This window comes from Sutcliffiella sp. FSL R7-0096 (genome assembly GCF_038595065.1).
Lineage (GTDB): Bacteria > Bacillota > Bacilli > Bacillales > Bacillaceae_I > Sutcliffiella_A.
Map to the genome: position 1 here is coordinate 1,615,519 of NZ_CP152003.1, position 21,353 is coordinate 1,636,871.

A 21,353-nucleotide genomic window follows, 5' to 3' on the forward strand; every position below is an offset into this window, starting at 1 on the left:
CTTTTGTTATACTTAAGAACAATAGATATTAACCGGGAGTTTTTGATGATGAAGAAATTATCCGTTTCAGTTAGAAAGCTTGTAGAGTTTGTAATGATGGGTGGAAGCATAGACAATAGATTTGCAGGGGCTAATGTCATGCAGGAAGGGACGAAAACCCACCAACGTTTGCAGGGGAGTAGAGGGGGAAACTATCAAAAGGAAGTTTTCCTTTCCATTGAAATCCCAGTTGGTGAATACGAGTTGCAAATCGAAGGTAGATGTGACGGAATATACCGGGATACCGAACAAGTGACCATAGAAGAAATTAAGACAACTGCAAGGGATTTGAATGCTCTTACTGAACAGGATTTTCCTACCTATTGGGCCCAACTGAAGGTGTACGCGTATATTTATTGTCTGCAGCACGAATTTACAACCATTACTGTGCATATGGTATATGCCAAAAGAACAAGCACCGAGGAAAGGACCTTTCAAAAGACATATGACATGATGGAGCTGACTTCCTTTATGCAGGAAGTGACGGTAGGATACATGGAGTTTCATAAGAGTTTACTGTCACTTAAGGAAGCGAGAAGGGATAGTATCAAAAATCTTACATTCCCATATGCTTCTTATCGGACTGGACAGAGGGACCTTGCCAAAGCGGTATATAAAACGATTAAGGAAGAAAAACGCCTTTTTGCAATGGCGGCTACAGGGATAGGAAAAACGATCGCAACTGTTTTTCCTTCTGTTATGTCCCTTCAAGAGGGAAAGCAGGAGAGAATCATGTATTTGACTGCCAAAACCATCACAAGGCAGGTAGCGGAAGAAGCATTTAGACTGTTAACTGAAAAAGGACTAGCCATAAAAGTGGTGACAATTACGGCAAAGGAAAAAACCTGTTTTCAAGAGGAAACGTTATGTCAAAAAGAATTCTGTCCTTTTGCAAATGGTCATTATGATAGATTGAAGAATGGTCTTAGTGATATTTTGCAGCATGAAAACTTGATGAATCGGGGGACGATAGAATCATATGCAAAAAAACATATGCTTTGCCCGTTTGAGTTTGCATTAGATCTGGCTATGTATGCGGACGTTGTCATCTGTGACTACAATTACTTTTTTGATCCGAAAGTTAAATTGCAGAGATGGGGGGACTTTCATAAGGAAACCATCCTTCTTATTGATGAGGCGCATAATCTCGTGGACCGCTCAAGAGAGATGCTTTCTGCAACGTTGACAAAATCACTCTTCCTTCAGGCGAGCAGAGAAGTGAAAGAAGTAGATAGAGAGCTCTATGTGAAGCTTAAAGGGGTAAATGATACCCTACTCAAGTGGAAAAAAGAAATGATAGCCTTAAATGAGTTTGTGTTTGAAGAAAAGCCGGGTGAGGTTATCGAGGTTCTCCAGCAGGCGGTGGAAGCTTGTGAGAAGTGGCTGATGAACAATCCATCTGGTATGGCTCATCAGGAAGTACTCACAGCTTATTTTGAGGGACAGGACTTTTTGCGGATTGCTAAAGAATTTGATGCGAGATACAAAACCATCGTCACCGTATTTAAGAGTGAAGTGCTGGTAAAGCTTGCATGCTTGGATTCATCTGCGGCAATTAGAAGAATGACGGGCAGAACTGTATCGACCATTTTCTTTTCAGCCACTTTACATCCACTGGGATACTTCCAAACTGTACTTGGAGGGGAGGAAAAAGATTATCATCTTTCCATCCCTACACCATTTAAGCAGGAGCAAACCGAAGTCTTTGCTAGGAAAATATCGACAAAATATAAGGATAGAGAATCGTCCATCGCCCCGATCATTCACGCTATACAAGAAACGTTTCATTCCAAGCAAGGGAATTTTCTCATATTCTTCCCTTCCTATGAATATCTGTCACAGGTCTTTGAAATGTATAAGGACTATACCACGAAGGACACCATTGAAACAGCCGTACAGTCGCCTGTTATGACGGAAGAGGAAAGGGAGCGGTTTTTGCTGAAGTTTTCCTCTGACAGGAAAGGGACCTTTATAGCTTTTGCTGTGCTAGGAGGGATTTTTTCTGAGGGAATTGATTTAAAGGGAGACCGTTTAAATGGGGTGGGAATCGTCGGGGTTGGATTGCCCAAAATCACACATGAAAGGAACGTCATGAAGGATTACTTTCAAAAACAGGGTCAAAATGGCTTTGATTTTGCGTATGTTTACCCGGGGATGAACAAAGTGCAACAAGCAGGGGGAAGGCTGATCCGAAGCGAGGAAGATACTGGCTTTATTCTGTTATTGGATGACCGTTATTTTCAACAAAAATATAGAAACCTGCTACCGCCTGAATGGCAACACTTCCATCAAGTGTGACTGTTAATTTAATAAACATTTACAGTGGCTTCATCCTATTTCAATATTTGTTGGGTAAAATGCTTAATAAGTATTGAATTTGGGGAGTGGATGTTATGAGCAAGAAGCTTCAAAAGGCTCTAGAGCAACAACGAGAGTATTATATTAACAAGCTTCTTTTAATAGGTGTGTATGATTCACTAGTTCTCGATGGAATGACTACAACAGAATTAAAGACAGAATATAATTATTTCTTTTGTGACGTCCCGAGCAAAAAAGTGAAGCCAGTAAAAAAGGCATGACCCAGGTGCCACCGGGTTATGCCTTTTCGCCTCTCATGCTATATTCTTTTACTGCTTTCTCTTCCTGAGTGCCTTTTTCAAAATGTAAAGTTCTCGTTGGGAAGGCAACTACTACATCTTCTTCCTCAAGGATTTCCATGATTTTAAAGTTGATATCCTCTTTTACCTGAAGATATTCTCCCCACATGACGGACTTGGTGAAGAAGTAGGTGAAAATGTCCAAGCTGCTTGCACCAAAGCTATCAAAGCGGACCAGAATCGTCTCTTGATCAATGTCCTCATGATGGCGGAGCATGTTCTCAATTCGACGGACCACTCTTTCCAGACTAGTTCTGGAGGTATCGTATTGAACCCCCAATTTGAAGGTGATTTGTCGTTTCCCCATTTTTGACCAGTTTGTAATGGGTTCATTCGATAAGGTAGCATTCGGGACGGTAACCACCGCTTGTGCGAATGTTCTGATCTGCGTACTGCGGAAGGAGATATCCTCGACCACACCTTCCACGCTTGGAGTCTTGATCCAATCCCCCATTGTAAAAGGCTTTTCGGTTACGATGATGAATCCGCCTAAAAGGTTTTTCAGGGATTCTTGTGCTGCCAATGCAAAAGCAAGGCCACCGAGTCCAAGACCTGCCACAATTCCGCCAACATCATATCCCCAAACATCGAGGACAATGCTGAATGTCAAAGCAAGTAGAATGAAACGCAATACCTTAGTGACAAAAGGCATGACAATTTTATCAACCTCAAATTCTAGTCGATGAGTGAGATTGGTGAAAAGATTGGATGAATAAGGGATGAAGTTGAAAATCCCCCAAGAAAATAATCCGATAACCGACGAACGCATCAGCTTGGAAAGGGTATCTGGTTCCATCACAGTAAATGGAGCTGTTTTCAATGCGAAAAATATCCCTAAGATGACGAAAAACATCCTGACAGGCTTATCAAAGGCCAAGACTATATAAGTAAATAGGTCGGTCGGTGTTTTTCTGGAGACAGCAAGGATCCCTTTAAAGAAATACTTCGTAAACAGCTTGCGCCATAAAAGGAACAGTAACAGGATGGCAAGGGAAACCCCTACATCCAACCAAAAATCAAGGTCTGTCCAATACTCTGCCGTAATGACATTGGAAAACCAATCAATTGTCTTGTTCAAAATATAAAGCCTCCTTGGGTGATGCTTAATGATTTATTTGTAATGTCCATATAATTCATGTGCTATAAACTCATATTTCCACTATCATAAATCACTATATTACTACGAAGTTTAATAGATTTCAACGAGTAGCCTTTAATAGAAAAGGGTTGTAATTTAATAAATAGAATGGAAGTTTCATACAATATTCTTTTGTATTCCGAAAGTTCTTCTCGACAGTCTTTTCTATATTCTTTAAAATAGGAGAAGTGTTTACTTGGAATAGTTAGGGGTTAAGAGGATGAAAAGTGCAATTATGTGGCTTCCGGGGATTATTCTGGTACTGAGTATTGCGAGTATAGCGAAAATTTTTGGCCACTTTTTCCCTTCGATAGGTGGAGTGCTATTCGCTTTGTTGATTGGAATTATCATAAGAAACAGTTTGAATATAGATGAAAAATTCACTGAAGGAATAGACCTTGTTGTAAAAAAATGGCTGAAGGTTGCGATCATTTTGCTTGGAGCAACGTTGAGCTTCAGGAGTATCTTGGATATTGGAGCGCAATCCATTCTAGTCATTATATTTGTGGTGACAGGAGGTATCTTGGTCACTTTATTGGTGGGAAAAATCTTAAAGATTGATCACACTTTATCCTTACTGATAGGTGCGGGAACCAGTATCTGTGGTGCGACCGCCATCTCAGTCCTAAAAGGTGTCTTGCATGCAAGGGAGTCTGTGGTGGCCTATGCAATTTCTACCATCTTCTTCTTTAATATTTTAGCAACCTTTTTATATCCTGTTCTTGGACAGTGGTTGCACCTCTCAGCGCTACAAATGGGAATCTGGGCAGGTGTTTCCATTCACGATACATCATCTGTTGTAGCTGTCGGCTATCTTCTTGGAGATGACGTCGGAGAGGTTGCCACAACAGTCAAGCTGGTGAGAACATTGTTTATCTTACCGCTAGTACTGGCCATCTCATTTATTGCCGTCCGTAGGAGTGAGGGAACAACGAGCATCAAAGCGGCTTTTCCATTATTTATCATTGGCTTTTTGATAATGAGTGGTGCCTATTCTATCGGGGTGATTCCAGAACATATAAGTGGTTATCTGGGTGCTACAGCCAAATTCCTGATAGTGATGGTCATGGCAGGAGTGGGATTACAGGTGCAATGGAAGAACATCAGAGGATTGGGAATGCAGCCGTTCGTTGCAGGGTTTGTTGCAGCCTTATTTGTTGGTGTCTTTAGTCTATTATTCATTTTATATTTGGTATGAGAAACATAAAAGGGTTCTAATCGAAACAGGTTCTTCGATTAGGACCCTTTTATATACTTTTCATCAAGAAATTGCATCTTTTTTATCCCTAATATCTACTGTCTGTTCAAGTAGCCTTGTTCGCAATGAAGCCAGATAGAACGAGGAAATCATGGAAGTGATATCCTGCCAGCTTTCAAGCTTTGGGCGATAGACGATCAGCTTTATTGCTTGAAGTGTCTGCTTCTCTAAAAACAAGCGGTACCGGCGACTATCCTCGGGTTCGGTTTCATCAAGAAATTCAATGATAAGGGTATCTTCCAATTCAACAATCGGATGGACAACGGCAAAGGCTTGCAACATATTCACCTTTTCCTTTTTTAATCCCCATTTTCGCCATCAGCTTGTCATGTTATACATTTTATTTATTCTTTTGCTTTATTAATGGCCTCTGTTGAATTCCGCAATAGGCTTCGCTTATCCAGAGGGTGACCTTGAGCCTTCTCGCAACACTTGAGGGGTCTCAAGATTGTCGCTACTCTCCCGCAGGAGTCTACGCCTTTTGCTCCAATCAACAGCAGGAAACCTGTTCATTATCAACAGGCAACTTTAACTTGGACTATTCTTTAGAAAAGATAGCACCTTTTCGAATGGTTGTTTCTCCTTACATGCCGAAAACCTTTGAAAAGGATCCTTGTTTCCCTTCAGCCTTTCCACTACCGTAAATAGAGTGAATTCCTCTGGTTTCATGCTCTCCTTGACCTCTTTCCAATGGAGAGGGGTAGCTACTGTCGGAAGGTTGTTGCCCCTCAAAGAATAGGGAGCAATTATCGTTTTTCCTTCTCCGTGCTGAACATAATCAATATACACTTTTTCACCTCTATGTTTTTTTAGGCGTTCCACAGTAAAAAGAGTCGGTTCTTTTGTTACGAGATAGGTAGCGATGAATTCCGTAAACATTCGGGTATCCTCATAGGTGTAACTTGATTCAGGGAGTGGAATGTACACTTGAAGCCCTTTTCGGCCGGAAGTTTTGATGAAAGCCTCTAATTCAAGCTGATCAAATATTTCCTTCATCATTAACGCTCCGATAACAGCACCTGAAAAATGTTCCTTGGATGGAGGGTCAAGGTCAAAAACTATCTCGCTTGGTTGAAAAGTATGGATGGTTTGAAATGGAACATGGAATTCCAGGGCCAATTGATTTCCAAGCCATATCAAAGTTTCCAAATTGTTGCACATCATATAATTGATATCCTGATTTGTGATTGTCTCAACAAAATCAGGGGCATAATCCGGGCAGTTTTTCTGATAGAAACTTTCTCCATACATGCCATGTGGATAACGGATCACCGTGAGCAGCCTGTTTTTAAGAAACGGAAGTACTGTTGGAGCACACTTGGAAAGATAGTCAAGATAATCCTGTTTTGTGACCAGGGGCTCCTCCCAAAGTGGTTTGTCAGGGTGAGTGATGGAAACGGTATTAGGGAGTCGGACGTTGTACAATTGATTCATGGTACATTCCCTCACATCCATATCAAAACGAAATTGCTTGAATTCAGGATGCCGGAGCTGATTTTGGTACAACTCCAAATAATAAATATCGAGGCAAATCCCTGGTTGTACATAAAGGTAGTCTTTATCTTCCTTAAAACTATTTTGCTTAATGACAGCAATAAGGGCTGACTTTTCTTCAGATGAAATACCATGTGTGAACAGACCAAGCTCCATCACTTGCTCGCCATCAAATACTCCAATATGGAAATACCCGTTTTCTTTTTGATAGGAGGTGATAAAACATGTCACCGTTTTAAAATTTTTCACCTTTATCCAATCTGTAGATCTTTTTCCTTTCATGTATGTACTGCTGAGTTTTTTGGCAATAATACCCTCTCCATCTTCTAGCTGAACCTGCGACCATAGTTCATTCATTATGGTAAAAAATGGAACCATCTGAAGTTTGTCCTCTTTTGAATCGTCGGGGGTAAGTGGTAAGTGAAATTGTACGAAAAGTTGATGAAGCATTTCTTTCCGTTCCCTATAGGTTTTATCAGAGAGGTCTTTTCCTTTTAGTGTAAGTAAATCAAATGCCAAAAGAGTTGCAGGGAGATCCTTAGAAAGAAGGTCTACCTTGTCTTTCGACTTTGTTCTGCCTCGCTTCTGGATACCACTAAAGTTTGCCTTGTAAGGAGAGGTGAGGACAGCAAGTTCGCAATCCAATGTCAAAGGAAGCATTTCTTGAAAATCTTTATCTCCCGACCATCCTTTTATATAGGTTATTATATCTGGGAACGACGCGTTAAGTCCTTTTCCATTTCTGCTTTGTAGCATGATAGAGCCCTGTTCCATTATCACAAGACAACGAAAACCGTCGTATTTGACTTCATATACCCATTCCTCCCCAATTGGCGCATCCCGGTGAAGAGTGGGTAACATAGGTTTAATCATTTGGAGCCACCTCTTGTAGTAATTTGTGATAAAATAAAGAGATTTCTAGCTGGTGATTGTAGCGAAAGGCGAAGACTCCGGCGGGAGGTAGCGGTAGACTTGAGACGCCGCAATGAAATGAGGAGGCTCAAGCACCGCCCCGCGGAAAGCGAAGTCTGGCGCGGAAATCAACAGCGGTGAATAACCGGATACCTATTGGAAAGAAGAAAACATCTAACCTATCAGCTAGATGCCTTCTTCTTTCTAGTTGTCCGTTTCTTCGGTTTCGTATCCTTCGCCTTAGTCTCTCCGGATGAAGCTTTTGCATCCGTTTTCTTCTTGACCGGTTTTTCCCCTTGATCCTTTGTCCGTTCGATGCTAGCTTGCAGGGCACTCATCAAGTCCACCACATTGGATTTATCAGTATCTGCTGTTGTGGTGGTTCCTTCCTCTTTATTGATCTTTTCCTGAACGAGGCGGAGTACAGCCTCCCGATAATCATCATGATACTTTTCAGGATCAAATTCTGTCGTTAACTGATCGATCAAAGTGATGGCCGTATCCAGTTCTTTCTTGTCAACAGCTTTTCTCTCTGGTACGCTTGGCACCTCTGAAACGTTCCGTACTTCATCGGGATAATGAACCGTTTCCATTACAAGGCAATCCTTATATACGCGTACGATAGCGAGTTGCTGCTTGGAGCGGATGGTGATTTCTGCAACACCAATCTTTTTCGTATCTGCCAATGCTTCTCGTAATAAGGAATAGGCCTTGCTTCCGTTTTCTCCAGGGCCAAGAAAATAGGACCGGTTGAAGTAAATGGGATCGATATCTTCTAGTTTGACAAAATCAATGATCTTTACACTTTTATCTTCATGCTCTTCTTTTAATTGCTTTAGCTCATCGTCGGATAAAATGACATATTTTCCTTTGACATACTCATATCCTTTTACTAGGTCATTTTGTTCCACTTCTTTTTCGCAGTTTGGACAAACTTTCTCATATTTGATGGGGCTGTGACATTCCTTATGCAAAGTCCTGAGTTTGATGTCTTTATCTTCCGTTGCAGAAAACATTTTGATTGGAATATTGACTAACCCGAAACTGATGGAGCCTTTCCACATTGTGTGCATGCTTTACCACCTTAATGATCTTAAGATTTTGACAAAAGCACTATTCACGTGCTCTGTTGTAGTTTATCCTTATTGTAAAAGATAAGTAATATAAATAATGGAAAGGGATGAAAGCGTTGAGTGGGTATTTTTTCACTGGGTTTCCTGGTTTCATCTGTCAAGAGTTGGTTCGTGAGCTTTTAGCAACAAAAAAAGATATATCAGATGTTTTTCTGTTAGTTCTTCCCACCCAAAAAAGTATGTCGCTTCCAGTCATCCAATCTTATCAACGCATGTATCCACAGACGGCTTTTCACCTTATAGAAGGAGATATCACACAGCCCGATTTAATGATGAAAGATGACGACCAGCAAAGGGTCAGTGAGCGAACACACTATGTTTTTCATTTGGCAGCCATATATGATTTGGCAGTCAAAAAAGAAATAGCTTTTGAAGTGAATGTTAATGGTACGAGAGAAGTGCTGAGATGGCTCAAAAGTGTACCGGGTCTGAAACGCTTTATGTATTTCAGTACTGCCTATGTAGCGGGGAGAAGGGATGGGAAGATCTTGGAGAGAGAACTTGTTCATAAGTTCCCTTTCAAAAATCATTATGAAGAAACAAAATATTTAGCTGAGGTCTTGGTAGAGAAAGAAAAGATAAATCTACCTATTACCATCATTCGTCCCGGGATAGTCAAAGGGCACAGTCAAACAGGTGAAACCAGTAAATTTGATGGTCCCTATATGATGTTGAATTTTCTTTATTCCCTTCGCTTCCTACCTTTAATTCCACATTTGGGGAAGGGCGATGCAGAATTCAATGTGGTGCCAATTGATTATATAGTTAAAAGTACATGTTTCCTTACCCATTCCGGGCGTGCGCTAGGAAGGACGTTCCATCTAACAAATCCTGAGCCCATAACGATAAGAGAGGCTTATAGAGTATTGATGGATAAATTATTAAAAAAGGAACCAAAAGGGTCCATTCCACTTCCTTTCGCAAAAACCTTCCTTCGTGTTCCAACGGCAAGAAAGTGGTTGAAAGTGGAACGTGAAGCATTGGATTACTTTACATGGAAAGGAAGTTTCGACTGCACAGAGGCCAGGACGATCTTAGGAGATGCTGGGATCATTTGTCCTCCATTCCACTTAACTGCAGACACCATGGTGAAGTATTATAACGAGCATAGGAGCGACACAATGAAGCACATTCATATTTCCTAACGAGAAGCCAATTTGGCTTCTTTTTGAGTTTATGGAATATTAAATTACTGAACAAAAGAACTAGATGAGCATTTTTATTAGGTATTTCGAAGTATTATAAAAATATTTTTTGACTCTCCCCCGAAAAGATTGAAACATTCACGTAACATTTAAGTGACTAGGCGGTGATAAATGAGCAAAGAAGCAAAAGAGATAGAAGAAAAAGCTGTTAAACCACTACAATCTTTATATTTAAGGGTAATTTGTAATGCAAAACAATAATCTCTGAATTTATTGCAATGGAATCATATTACTTATTTTCCCTTTATATTACATCGAGAGAGTTCTTAACAGGTTTTTACATTGACATTTTATAGATAAAAGTACACCTTTATATATAGGACAGGTGACTTTTTCTATAAATGAAAAAGCCTCCTTCTTAATACATGCTTATAAATTTTAACTTGAAATAACGACATTTATATAAGCAGGGGGAGAGGTGAAGCCAGTGCTGAGCCTACTTTTTAAAATTGGCAAACGACGCACAAAGACTCTTGAAGATGAAGTGCTGGAAATACAAGCTGGCAACATTCAACTACAAAATAATCTTATTGATAAATATAAACCTTTTATCGCAAAGTCAGTGTCATCCGTGTGCAAAAGGTATATAAGTGAAACGGATGACGAATTTAGTATCGGGTTAATCGCTTTCAATGAAGCTATCGAGAAATATTCAAAAGAAAAAGGGAGCTCTTTGATTTCTTTTGCAGACCTGATCATCAAGAGAAGAGTCATTGACTATATAAGAAAAGAAAGCAAAAATGCTACCGTTACGATGTCTGAGCAGGAAGTGGAACAGGATGACTATGCGTCCAACAAAATAGAAGCGACGCTGTCCGTGGAGGAGTTCAACAAACAGATTGACCAAGAGCATCGAAGAGAAGAGATAAACTATTATCAAACGGTGCTAAAGGAATTCGGCCTGAGTTTTGCCGATCTTCTGGAATGCTCTCCTAAACATGCTGATGCCAGACAGAATGCCATTGAGGTTGCGAAAACACTTGTACAGAATCAGGAACTGAAGGCACATCTATTTGAAAAGAAGATGTTGCCAATGAAACAGTTGGAAGACCTGGTAGATGTGAGCAGAAAAACAATAGAACGCAACCGGAAATACATCATTGCAGTTTCCATTATATTATCGGGGGATTATATATATTTGAAAGATTATTTAAAAGGGGCGATTACGAGTGAAAAAAGGGATTGTGCTCGAAGTTCATGATGAACATGTCACTATTCTGACCCCTGAGGGCGAATTTTTAAAGTCAAGAAAACAAAAGGGGCAAGTAGATTTAGGGGAAGAAATCGTTTTTTTTCCTTTACATAGGGCAGAGAAGGAAAGAAAAGGGAAATTAAGTTCCATTTTTCGTGCGAAATGGGCTGTCATCAGTGTATTGACAGCCATCATTCTGGCATTCTCTCTTTATCCTAAGTATACAAGTAACCAAGTATATGCGTACGTTTCCGTTGACGTAAACCCAAGTGTTGAATTAGGGGTAAACAAGGACATGAAGGTAATCTCCATAGAGGCCTACAATGAGGAAGGCAAGGATATTATCAAGCAACTGGTGGAATGGGAGAATAAGGACCTTACAAAAGTTTCTTCCCAAATGTTTGATATCTTCCGGGAAAAAGGGTATCTTACCGAAAACAGCGAGGTGCTGATCGCATCTGTTTTGACTCATGAAAAGAATGAAGGATGGAATTCATTGATGCAGTCAAAGATTACGTCCATCTCTGAGAAAATTCAACAGGATAAGGTCAGTATCACTACACTGGAAACCACGACACAGGAACGTTCTGATGCTATAAAAGAGGGGTTATCCCCAGGAAAATACATTCAGAAGGAACAAAAAACGGATCTTGTGGATAGTGAGGACACCTCCCAAACGGAAATAGTACCTTCCATACCAATGAACCATAAACCGCACAATATTAAGCAGGTCAATTCGAAAGAAAACTTTGCAGATGAGCTTCAGGTGGAGAAAAATATGAGCAAAGAAGCAAAAGAACTAAAAGAACTAAAAGAAGTGCGTAAAGAAGAGCGAAAAGAACATAAAGAGCACCGAAAGCAAGAGCAAAAGGAAATAAGAGAGCAACAGAAGCAAGAACATAAAGAATTAAAAGAGCATCAGAAACAAGAGAAGAAAGAGCAACACAACCAGCAGAAACAAGAGAAGCAAGACACTGTAAAGCAACAAAGAAATGAGCCCCAAAAAGGCCACCATGCAAAAGATAAGAAGAACGATGCTCGGGGAGATTCAAACGGTAAAAACAAGCGGGATGAAAAGAAAAACGAAAATAAAAGAGGCAACAACTAAAATAAAGCAATTATTTATTCATAACTTCTCAACAAGATCATACATAAGAGGAACCCAGAGTATAGATGCTCTGGGTTCTATCCATTCATATTGAATTATTTTCCGTGTAATTGAGATTGAGCTTGAGCTACTAGACGCTTTGTGATTTCTCCACCAACAGAACCATTGGAGCGTGCAGCAGTATCAGAACCAAGAGATACACCGAACTCTTGTGCAATCTCATATTTGATTTGATCAAGAGCCTGCTCGATTCCAGGTACAAGCAATTTATTGCTACGTGCCATTTCTATCACTCCTTTTCTAGTTCAGCTTTTAAATAAGTTTCTTGAACTTTCTTATGAAAGCTGTATAGTTAGTATGAGATTTTCTTTCTAATCCATACTGGAAAGTATTAGACAAATACTGTAATATAAGTGGGGATTAATAAACCTTAATTTGACGCTTCTTGAGGGGAGCATTAGAAACTTTTTGGACATGTGAAAGGGCAATTATGATAAAATTTAAAAATTCGTTTAGCAAGAAAGTACATAACTTATCACCTGCTCAACTTATCGTCAGCTTTTACTTTATTGCAGTGCTGGTGGCTGTATCCTTATTGAGCCTGCCTGTGGCTAGGTTTGAAGGAGTAGATTGGAGCTTTATCAACGCTCTTTTTACCGCTGTAAGTGCAGTTAGTGTCACAGGACTGACAGTCGTAAATACTGCAGAAACCTTTACTGTTCCGGGGGTTTTCCTCCTCGCTTTTGTGCTCCAATTCGGTGGGGTCGGTGTCATGGCGGTAGGAACCTTCATCTGGCTTCTCCTTGGAAGGAAAATCGGACTCCGTGAGAGAAGACTGATGATGCTTGACCAAAATCAGTCCACCCTCTCAGGGATTGTAAAGCTTATCAAACAGATCCTTGTATTGATCCTTACGATTGAATTGCTTGGCGCACTTATATTAGGCACCTATTTTCTTTCCTTTTATGAAACATGGCAGGAAGCCTTCTTTCATGGTTTTTTTGCTTCTGTCAGTGCGACAACAAATGGAGGCTTTGATATTACAGGTGAATCCCTAATTCCGTTTGCAAACGATTATTTTGTGCAATTCATAGTGATGATATTGATTACAGCAGGAGCGATAGGATTTCCGGTGCTGGTCGAAGTGAAGCAATTTATCGTCCATAAGGGAGGACGTTTCCGTTTTTCTTTATTCACTAAAATTACAAGTATTACGTTTGCCTGCCTCATTACACTTGGCACTGCCGCCATCCTTTTATTGGAGTTTAACTCATATTTTAAAGGAATGACATGGCATGAATCCCTTTTTTATGCGATGTTCCAATCCGTTACAACTAGGAGTGGCGGACTGGCAACAATGGATGTGAGTGAGTTCACGATGCCAACATTACTTGTGATGTGTGGTCTCATGTTCATCGGGGCATCCCCTAGTTCGGTAGGTGGGGGGATTAGAACAACCACATTTGCTTTGAATATTCTTTTCCTCTTCCACTTTGCTAGAGGAAATAAAAACATTAAACTATTTGGCCGGGAAATCCATGAGGAAGACATCATTAAATCACTGGTCGTATTGTTATTGGCCATCCTCATTTGCTTTTCTTCCATTATCATTCTCAGTGTGACCGAGGAATTTGAGTTGATACAGATTATTTTTGAAGTCTGTTCAGCATTTGGAACAACAGGCTTATCAATGGGGATTACACCGGATCTGTCCACTATCGGGAAATTAATAATCATTTGTTTGATGTTTATCGGGCGAGTAGGGCTTTTGACTTTCCTATTTATTCTGGAGAGTAAACAAAAGCCGCCTAAATACCATTATCCTGTTGAGCGGGTTATCATTGGTTAGATAGATCTATATAGGTCATAAGGGAGAGACTCTAAGGTCTCTCTCAGCTTGTAGACAAAGTAATCTGAGTAATATATATTTTCCCTGTTGATCGCAGTGAAAGGAGCGTAGACTCCTGCGGGAGGAAAGGACATGGAAGACCCCGCAGGGCGATAGCCCGAGGAGGCTTCCGGACTGCCCGCGGAAAGCGAAGCTCCTGTAACGAAGATCAACTGTCATATGCAAATCTAAAGTTAATTAGGGTTTGTCAACAGTCTAGGAGAGACTCTAGGGTCTCTCTATTATTTTGAATAAAATTAAAAGAATTTTTAAGAAACATATTGCAATCGCTTCCAAACTCATGTTAATCTTCTTGTAAGAAGTTTTCCGAAACGTTTTGGGAGGATGCCATGACAACGATAAAAGATATAGCAAGGGTGGCTGGTGTTTCTGTCACAACTGTTTCAAGAGCACTAAACGGTTATTCTGATGTTAATCAAAAAACGAAGAAAAGAATTGAAGAAGTAGCAAAGGAATTGAATTACAGTCCCAACACGGTTGCTAGAAGCCTTGTGATGAAAAAGTCCAAAACGATAGGACTCCTTGTTTCTGATATGAACAGGGAAGGCGTTAAAGATAATTTCACTTTCGAGGTTCTATGTGGAATCAATGAAGCTTCAGCGAATTCCGACTATGACCTGGTACTTTTCAGCACTACATCCACAAAGCAGAGTCAAAAGACATACACCCAACTTTGTAGGGAAAGGCGGGTGGATGGGGTTATTTTACAAGGAATCAAGACGAATGATCCTTATTTGCAGGAAGTAGTGGAGAGCGATATCCCTTGTGTCCTTGTAGATATTCCACAGGAGTCCGATACTGTCGGCTATGTTACGACAGATAATGTGAAAGGTGCCAAGAAAGCTGTGGCCCACTTGATAGAACGAGGACATACTAATATTGCCATGATAAACGGACATGAGAAAGCGGATGTAAGCATGAGGCGAATGCAAGGATATCTTGAAGCGATCAATGAGCAGGATCTGCCATTCCGACAGGATTGGGTAAGAAATGGTGATTTCAAAGAAAAAGTGGCTGAGGAAGTGGCAATGGAGCTTTTAGCTGACAATCCAGAAATTACAGCCATATTCTGTGCGAGTGACCTGATGGCATTAGGTGTTCTGCGAGCAGTGAAGGCAATCGGTAGAAAAGTACCAGAAGATATTGCAGTGATAGGATATGATGACATTATGCTGGCATCTTATTCTAATCCAAGTTTGTCGACTATTCGTCAGGATAAATTTAATCTAGGGTATGAAGCGGCGATTCTTCTGATTGATATGTTGGAAGGAAAAGAAAAATCACACGCACGAATTATTGACACCAAACTCATCATAAGAGAGTCAACATAAATAAGGCACTATACGAGTGCTTTTTTACAACCAGAATTTCCGAAACGTTTTGGAAAGTGAAGAACATGCATATCACTTAGTGGGTTCAGAAGTTTAGCGAAAAACCAAAACGTTTCGGATGCATTATAACCTAGGAGGTACAACGATGGATTATAGAGTGATAAAAGAAAATGATTTGTTTCTTCTTACAGATAAGAATGGGGATATCCCCGAAAATCACCCATACGGCTTGGGGTTATATACAAAGGATACCAGGTTCTTAAGCAAACTAGATGTAAAGATCAATGGAGAAGAGCCTATTCTACTGCACTCAGATGCAGCAGATAACTATATGGCGACAATTCTCATGACAAATCCTCATATGGAAAGAAACGGAGAGCTTATTTTATGGAGGGAGTCAGTGGAAATCAAGCGTACCCGCTTCATCTACAATGACGTTTTCTATGAAACGATGACAGTTAAGAATTATTTCCCTAAAAATGTAAGTTTTGATTTAAGTGTACACTTGGATGTGGATTTTGCGGATATGTTTATCGTCCGTGGTTTTCAGAATGGGGAGATAGGGAAAAGAACCGGCCAGACAGCGGAAGAAAAGTCGTTAACGTTCCATTACGAAGGAGCAGATAATCTTTCACGTCGGACGTACATTGAATGGGACAAGGATGAAAAATCAACAGATCCAGAATCAGGTGCTCTTCAATTCCATTTCGAGTTGAAGCACGAAGAAGAGCAGACAATCACGTTAAAGGTACAACCACAACATGGAGAGCAAGTGGAAAATAGTATTCTATCCGCATCTGATGCTTTGGAGAAATTAAAGATGTCCTACAAAGGCTGGAATACAGATATCACAAAGGTGAAAACAGATTGTCTCCCCTTACAACGTTTGGTGGACCGAGGTTTAGGGGACTTACGCGTGTTATTAACCGATCTTGGATACGGAAAGTTCCCGGTGGCAGGATTGCCTTGGTTTGGTGTTCCTTTTGGGAGAGATAGTCTGATTGCTGCTCTTCAGATGTTATCGTTTCAACCGGAAGTGGCCAAAGGAACCCTTTACACTATGGCAAGTAAACAAGGGACAAAAGTAGATCCTTGGCGGGATGAACAGCCAGGTAAGATTATGCACGAGATTCGCTTTGGTGAACTAGCGACTACCGAGCAAATTCCCTTCACACCCTATTACGGAACAATCGATGCCACTCCACTATTCTTAATTCTTTTGACAGAGTATGTTAAATGGACTGGAGACATTCAAGTGGTAAAGGATTTGGAAAAAAATATTGAAGCTGCATTAATCTGGATAGACCAGTATGGTGATAGAGATGGAGATTTATTTGTGGAATACCACCAGGAAGCGAGTAAAGGGATTGCCAATCAAGGGTGGAAGGACTCAGGAGATTCCATCGTCCATCGCAATGGAGATTATGCTACCACCCCAATTGCCCTTTCCGAAGTACAAGGCTATGTTTTCCAAGCAAAAATGGGATTGGCTTCTATCTATGACAAGCTTGGCAAAACAGATAAGGCGGAAGCATTAAGAGAACAAAGTCAAAAGCTTAAGGTTAAATTTGATGAAGAGTTCTGGATGGAAGATGTCAATTACTATGCGATTGCCTTAGACCGTGATAAGCAGCAGGTAGGAACCATAACATCCAATCCCGGACATGTACTATTCTCGGAGATGTTGGATAAGGAGAAAGCGAAAGCGGTCATCGAAACCCTTATCTCCCCTAAAATGTTCTCAGGATTCGGAATCCGTACGATGGGAACTGGGGAAGCGGGCTATAATCCGATGAGTTATCATGACGGAAGTATCTGGCCACATGACAACAGTATGGTATTGCTTGGAATGTCAAAAATCAAGGAGCAGGAATCTGCAAATATCGTCATTGAAGGGCTTATTGAAGCTGCAGCTCACTTCGAGTATGATCGCTTGCCTGAGCTGTTTTGTGGTTACGACCGTTCAGTAGGAAAAGCGGTCAAATATCCCGTTGCATGTTCACCGCAGGCTTGGGCCGCGGGGACACCACTTGTAATGGTTCAAACAATTTTAGGTCTTTTCCCAGATGCATTGGAAGAAAAAATAGTATTGTCCCCGGTATTTCCAAATGGGATGGATTTATTGGAAGTGGAGAAAGTTAAGATCGGGAAAGGCCATTTATCTGTTACTGCTGTAAGAAACTCGAATGGAAATGTGGAGCTTACCATCAAGGAAAACACTACTGGGTATGAAGTGGTGCAAAATTAGTTTTTAAAAATTACTAAAATAAAGCAAGAGGAGAGGGGTATTAAGATGAAAGCAAAAAAATGGTTGGCAGCATTAGGTGTCACGACAATGCTTGTTGGGGGATTATTATCAGGATGTAGCGGTGGAAGCAGCGGTTCTACTGAGGGTTCCGGTGATACTGTGGAAATCACCCTTGCCGGATGGGGGGGGAATCCGTCCGAGACCCGTCTATTAAAAGAAGCCCTGGATGCTTTTGAAGAAAAAAATCCGACTATTAAAGTCAAGCATGAAGTCATTTCTGATCAGTATATGGATGTCATGAAAACCCGTCTTATTGGTGGAGAAGCACCAGATGTCTTCTATTTGGATGCTTTTGAAGCCCCGGCCCTGATTGAAACAGGGGTGCTTGAGCCACTTGATGATTATGTGACAGACGAATTTGATGTTGAAGATTTTGAACAACCGCTTTTGGAAGCTTTCCAAAAGGATGGCGTGACATATGGGTTCCCGAAGGACTATTCCACGCTGGCTTTATTTTACAACAAGAAAATGTTCGAAGAAGCCGGTGTAGAAGTTCCAACTACATGGGATGAAGTCCGAGAAGTTTCCAAGGAGTTGACGAAAGATGGTGTAGTTGGCCTTGGTGTGGCACCCGAACTTGCCAGAATGTACTACATTGCAGAATCATTAGGCGGAGAAGTGGTGAAGGATGATAAAGCAAACTTTGGAGATGACAAAGTTATTGAAGCATTACAGCCGATTATCGACCAACGTAATGAAGATAAAACTGCCGCACAAGCTACCGATGTAGGTGCAAACTGGGGAGGGGAAATGTTCGGTCAAGAAAAAGCGGCAATGGTAATCGAGGGGAACTGGGCAATTCCTTTTCTGGAGGATACATTCCCTAATGTCGATTACGGAACCGCGGAACTTCCAACAATTAATGGGGAACAAAACACCATGGCTTATACAGTTTCCTACGTTATGAATGCAGGATCTGAGAAAAAAGAAGCGTCATGGAAGTTAATTGAGTTCCTTACTGGTCCTGAAGGGATGGAAATATGGACGTCCAAAGGGTTTGCATTGCCTACTAGGAAGTCTGTAGCAGAGAAACTTGGCTTTGACCAAGATGAAAAACGGGCAGCACTTGTTTCTGGTGCGTCCTATGCAACGGTATGGGCTAATGGAGTAAACCTACCGACAATCATGAATAATTTTAACAATCAATTTGTATCTGCCTTCCTTGGACAGCGTCCACTTGATGAGGCGTTAAAAGAAGCTGAGAAGCAAGCAAATAGAGAAATTGGCGAGTAATTCTTGCTTATAGATTTATCGGAATGCTATTGTGCCTGGCTGTCTGCTTAAGTTAAATGGACAGCCTTGCACTTGATTTGTGAAGTCTCTACTGACTTCTTTGTGAAGAGGAAATGATTTGTTTTTCTTCTTTAGAAAGAGTTCATGTAGATAAATAGAACTCTTGGAAGGGAAAAGGAGTGAATAAAATGAAGAAAAAACGTACCTATTCAAAGCGGTCACTACGAGAGGCTACACAGGGCTATTCTTTTATGGCTCCAACCATATTTGTACTTGCATTATTCATTATCGGTCCAATTATTTATGCATTTTTCTTATCTTTCCATAAGGTACAGCTATTAGGTACGGCTACATATCAATTTGTAGGATTGAGCAATTTTACAAATATAACGGATGACGGGCGGGCTTTACGGGCTCTTTGGAATACTTTTAAATATGTCATTATTGTAGTCCCGATCCAGACACTGCTTGCACTCATTCTTGCTGCAACGCTTAACGCGGGCTTGAAAGGGCAAAGTATTTTTCGGATTGTCTACTTCCTTCCGACATTAACATCATCTGCAGTATTAACTTTAATTTTCATGTGGATGTACAATCAGAATGGATTGGTAAATGAAATTCTATCTGCAGTCGGACTCCCTACATATAACTGGATTGGAGATCCAAGTGTAGCGTTAATAGCAATCATGATTATGAATATCTGGGCTACGGCACCGTTCTTTATGGTCATCTACCTTGCTGCCCTCCAAGACATTCCTGAATCTTTGTACGAAGCGGCAGAACTGGATGGAGCCAATGCTTTCAAAAAGTTTATATATATTACAGTACCTAACTTACGTCCGGTGACATCCTTTGTTGTCATCATGGGCTTGATCGGGACGTTCCAGTTGTTTGATCAGTCCTTCATTTTCTCAGGGGGATCTGGCGGACCTGATAACTCTACATTGACAGTTGTATTACTAATCTATCAGTATGCCTTCAAGAGTCTGGGGACAATGGGTTATGCTGCAGCAATTGCTGTTATGCTATCCCTTGTTATTCTGGTCGCAACATTATTGCAACGTAAATTTTCCAAAGAAGAATCTCTATATTGAGGGGGCTGCATCATGAAGAAGAAGCTTAGTATCGGAAAAGCATTTTTATATGGTATTCTCGTTCTGTATGCGGTTATTACCCTTATTCCATTTATATGGGCAGTCTCTTCTTCGTTTAAAACGTTAGAAGAAATCGTTAGTGGGACGATAAATTTCATACCGAGAAATTTCACCTTTGATAACTATAAACAGATTTTCTTAGAACAGGAGCTATTCCCTCGTTGGTTGTTGAACAGCTTGATTATCGGATTGGCTGGTACTTCCTTGAACCTGTTATTCAACTCAATGGCAGGGTATGCCCTCGCTAGACTTAGCTTTCCGGGACGGAAAACGTTGTTCATCATTGTACTTGCAGTCCTAATGATTCCTGCACAAGTAACGATGATCCCTAACTACTTGATTCTTCGTGAATTGGGGTGGCTAAATTCCTATCAAGGCATGATTGTACCCGCAATGATCAATGCTACTTTTATCTTTATGATGAGACAATTCTTCATTAATTTCCCAAAAGAATTGGAAGAGGCCGCAGAAATGGATGGGCTTAGTAGATTCGGTACTTTCTTTAAGATAGTGCTTCCTTTGGCGAAACCAGCCCTTGCTGCGCAGGCTATATTCGTATTTATGGGGTTCTGGAACGACTTTATGCGTCCGTTGATTATACTGTCGGATCCATCGATGTTCACTTTACCACTAGGATTAAACACGTTCAAAGGCCAATACATCAGTTACTGGAACTATATTATGGCCGCATCCATGGTATTCACCCTTCCAGTACTGCTCATCTACGGATTCTTTAACCGTTATTTCATTAAAGGAATCTCCTTTACGGGGGGCAAGTAAAAAAGCAAGCTTACTACCTAACGAAACCCGCCTTTGCAGAGGCGGGTTTCGACGTTAAAGCCGAAAATCCTTTGGGGGTCTGACCCCCAAAGGTATTTTTTTTAATTTTTTTTATTCTTCAATCTCTACCATAGCTCACATCTTTATCAGGATGTGTAAAGGGGACACCTTGAGGTTTTTTTGATTTCTCGACAAGTTCCCGGTTTTCAGATGAATTCCATCCGATATCATTTGTTGGATGGACCCATTGGTCCCCTGCCATGACTGCGGGGTCAATGTCGTCGCTCCAATTATTTAAGGGAGATTCTTCGGAATTGTATTTGCTGTCTCCGATGACAATTCCATGTTCATTGACAAATGGTGGCTGCATTTTCATATTGGAGCCTTTGAAAGAAGGGGAGTTGATTTGGTGTGGCATCGTTTCCTCCAAATAAGGGACTTCCAGTGATGCATCCTTTTCTTTCATACTTTTCACCTCCACGGGATGTATAGTTTTAGCATT

The 21,353-nt window shown here is 40.8% G+C and carries 18 protein-coding genes; 12 read left to right on the forward strand and 6 right to left on the reverse strand.

Translation table 11 applies throughout. From position 1 onward, the window contains the following. Positions 1-45 precede the first annotated feature (45 nt). Both MKY77_RS08250 and MKY77_RS08255 read left to right on the forward strand, forming a co-directional pair. Positions 46-2,337: an ATP-dependent DNA helicase gene (locus MKY77_RS08250; protein ID WP_342515690.1), complete on the forward strand. Its 2,292-nt coding sequence runs from the start codon at positions 46-48 to the stop codon at positions 2,335-2,337. Positions 2,338-2,432: 95 nt separating this feature from the next. Next, positions 2,433-2,618 carry a stress protein gene (locus MKY77_RS08255; protein ID WP_339149742.1) on the forward strand — a complete coding sequence of 62 codons (186 nt, stop codon included), beginning with the start codon at positions 2,433-2,435 and terminating at the stop codon, positions 2,616-2,618. A 16-nt stretch (positions 2,619-2,634) separates the two neighbouring features. Here the strand turns inward: MKY77_RS08255 and MKY77_RS08260 are convergent, their stop codons facing one another. After that, entirely contained in the window at positions 2,635-3,774 is a 1,140-nt protein-coding gene (locus tag MKY77_RS08260; protein WP_339149743.1) for a mechanosensitive ion channel family protein, read from the reverse strand. 280 nt (positions 3,775-4,054) lie between these two features. Between MKY77_RS08260 and MKY77_RS08265 the strand changes: the two genes are divergently transcribed. Beyond that, positions 4,055-5,032, forward strand: coding sequence for a putative sulfate exporter family transporter (locus MKY77_RS08265; RefSeq protein WP_339149744.1), 978 nt, complete (start codon positions 4,055-4,057; stop codon positions 5,030-5,032). Positions 5,033-5,095: 63 nt separating this feature from the next. Here the strand turns inward: MKY77_RS08265 and MKY77_RS08270 are convergent, their stop codons facing one another. The 3 genes from MKY77_RS08270 to MKY77_RS08280 form a co-directional block, all read right to left on the reverse strand. After that, positions 5,096-5,374 carry a hypothetical protein gene (locus MKY77_RS08270; protein WP_339149745.1) on the reverse strand — a complete coding sequence of 93 codons (279 nt, stop codon included), beginning with the start codon at positions 5,372-5,374 and terminating at the stop codon, positions 5,096-5,098. A gap of 246 nt (positions 5,375-5,620) precedes the next feature. Continuing rightward, positions 5,621-7,459, reverse strand: a complete 1,839-nt coding sequence (locus tag MKY77_RS08275; RefSeq protein WP_339149746.1) for a DNA ligase D — start codon at positions 7,457-7,459, stop codon at positions 5,621-5,623. Between the two features lie 221 nt (positions 7,460-7,680). Continuing rightward, the gene (locus MKY77_RS08280) at positions 7,681-8,571 is read right to left on the reverse strand and encodes a Ku protein (RefSeq protein ID WP_339149747.1); all 891 of its coding nucleotides are present in this window, start codon (positions 8,569-8,571) and stop codon (positions 7,681-7,683) included. Positions 8,572-8,678: 107 nt separating this feature from the next. Between MKY77_RS08280 and MKY77_RS08285 the strand changes: the two genes are divergently transcribed. From MKY77_RS08285 to MKY77_RS08295, 3 genes are all read left to right on the forward strand, one after another. After that, on the forward strand, positions 8,679-9,776 hold the full coding sequence (locus MKY77_RS08285; RefSeq protein ID WP_342515691.1) for an SDR family oxidoreductase: 1,098 nt from the start codon (positions 8,679-8,681) through the stop codon (positions 9,774-9,776). 478 nt (positions 9,777-10,254) lie between these two features. Beyond that, the gene (sigI, locus tag MKY77_RS08290) at positions 10,255-11,037 is read left to right on the forward strand and encodes an RNA polymerase sigma factor SigI (protein ID WP_339149749.1); all 783 of its coding nucleotides are present in this window, start codon (positions 10,255-10,257) and stop codon (positions 11,035-11,037) included. Beyond that, positions 11,006-12,136 (forward strand): anti-sigma factor domain-containing protein, encoded by a 1,131-nt coding sequence (locus MKY77_RS08295; protein WP_339149750.1) that lies wholly within the window; start codon positions 11,006-11,008, stop codon positions 12,134-12,136. Before sigI ends, MKY77_RS08295 begins: the two co-directional genes overlap by 32 nt. A 95-nt stretch (positions 12,137-12,231) precedes the next feature. Here MKY77_RS08295 and MKY77_RS08300 read toward each other — a convergent pair whose 3' ends face one another. Continuing rightward, entirely contained in the window at positions 12,232-12,420 is a 189-nt protein-coding gene (locus MKY77_RS08300) for an alpha/beta-type small acid-soluble spore protein (protein ID WP_047970468.1), read from the reverse strand. A 206-nt stretch (positions 12,421-12,626) separates the two neighbouring features. Here MKY77_RS08300 and MKY77_RS08305 point away from each other — a divergent pair, with 206 nt between their 5' ends. The 6 genes from MKY77_RS08305 (at position 12,627) to MKY77_RS08330 (ending at position 20,851) form a co-directional block, all read left to right on the forward strand. Then, positions 12,627-13,985, forward strand: coding sequence for a TrkH family potassium uptake protein (locus MKY77_RS08305; RefSeq protein ID WP_339149751.1), 1,359 nt, complete (start codon positions 12,627-12,629; stop codon positions 13,983-13,985). A 389-nt stretch (positions 13,986-14,374) separates the two neighbouring features. Further along, positions 14,375-15,376, forward strand: coding sequence for a LacI family DNA-binding transcriptional regulator (locus MKY77_RS08310; protein ID WP_339149752.1), 1,002 nt, complete (start codon positions 14,375-14,377; stop codon positions 15,374-15,376). 145 nt (positions 15,377-15,521) lie between these two features. Next, a complete protein-coding gene (locus MKY77_RS08315; protein ID WP_339149753.1) occupies positions 15,522-17,624 on the forward strand; it encodes an amylo-alpha-1,6-glucosidase in 2,103 nt (700 codons plus the stop codon). Between the two features lie 45 nt (positions 17,625-17,669). Further along, positions 17,670-18,917, forward strand: a complete 1,248-nt coding sequence (locus MKY77_RS08320) for an ABC transporter substrate-binding protein (protein ID WP_339149754.1) — start codon at positions 17,670-17,672, stop codon at positions 18,915-18,917. 188 nt (positions 18,918-19,105) lie between these two features. After that, complete coding sequence (locus MKY77_RS08325; RefSeq protein ID WP_237661657.1) at positions 19,106-20,011, forward strand: sugar ABC transporter permease; 906 nt, start codon at positions 19,106-19,108, stop codon at positions 20,009-20,011. 12 nt (positions 20,012-20,023) lie between these two features. Next, complete coding sequence (locus MKY77_RS08330; protein ID WP_339149755.1) at positions 20,024-20,851, forward strand: carbohydrate ABC transporter permease; 828 nt, start codon at positions 20,024-20,026, stop codon at positions 20,849-20,851. Positions 20,852-20,969: 118 nt separating this feature from the next. On the opposite strand, the gene MKY77_RS08335 is transcribed toward MKY77_RS08330, so the two are convergent. After that, positions 20,970-21,317, reverse strand: coding sequence for a DUF3905 domain-containing protein (locus tag MKY77_RS08335; RefSeq protein WP_339149756.1), 348 nt, complete (start codon positions 21,315-21,317; stop codon positions 20,970-20,972). Between the last annotated feature and the right edge of the window lie 36 nt (positions 21,318-21,353).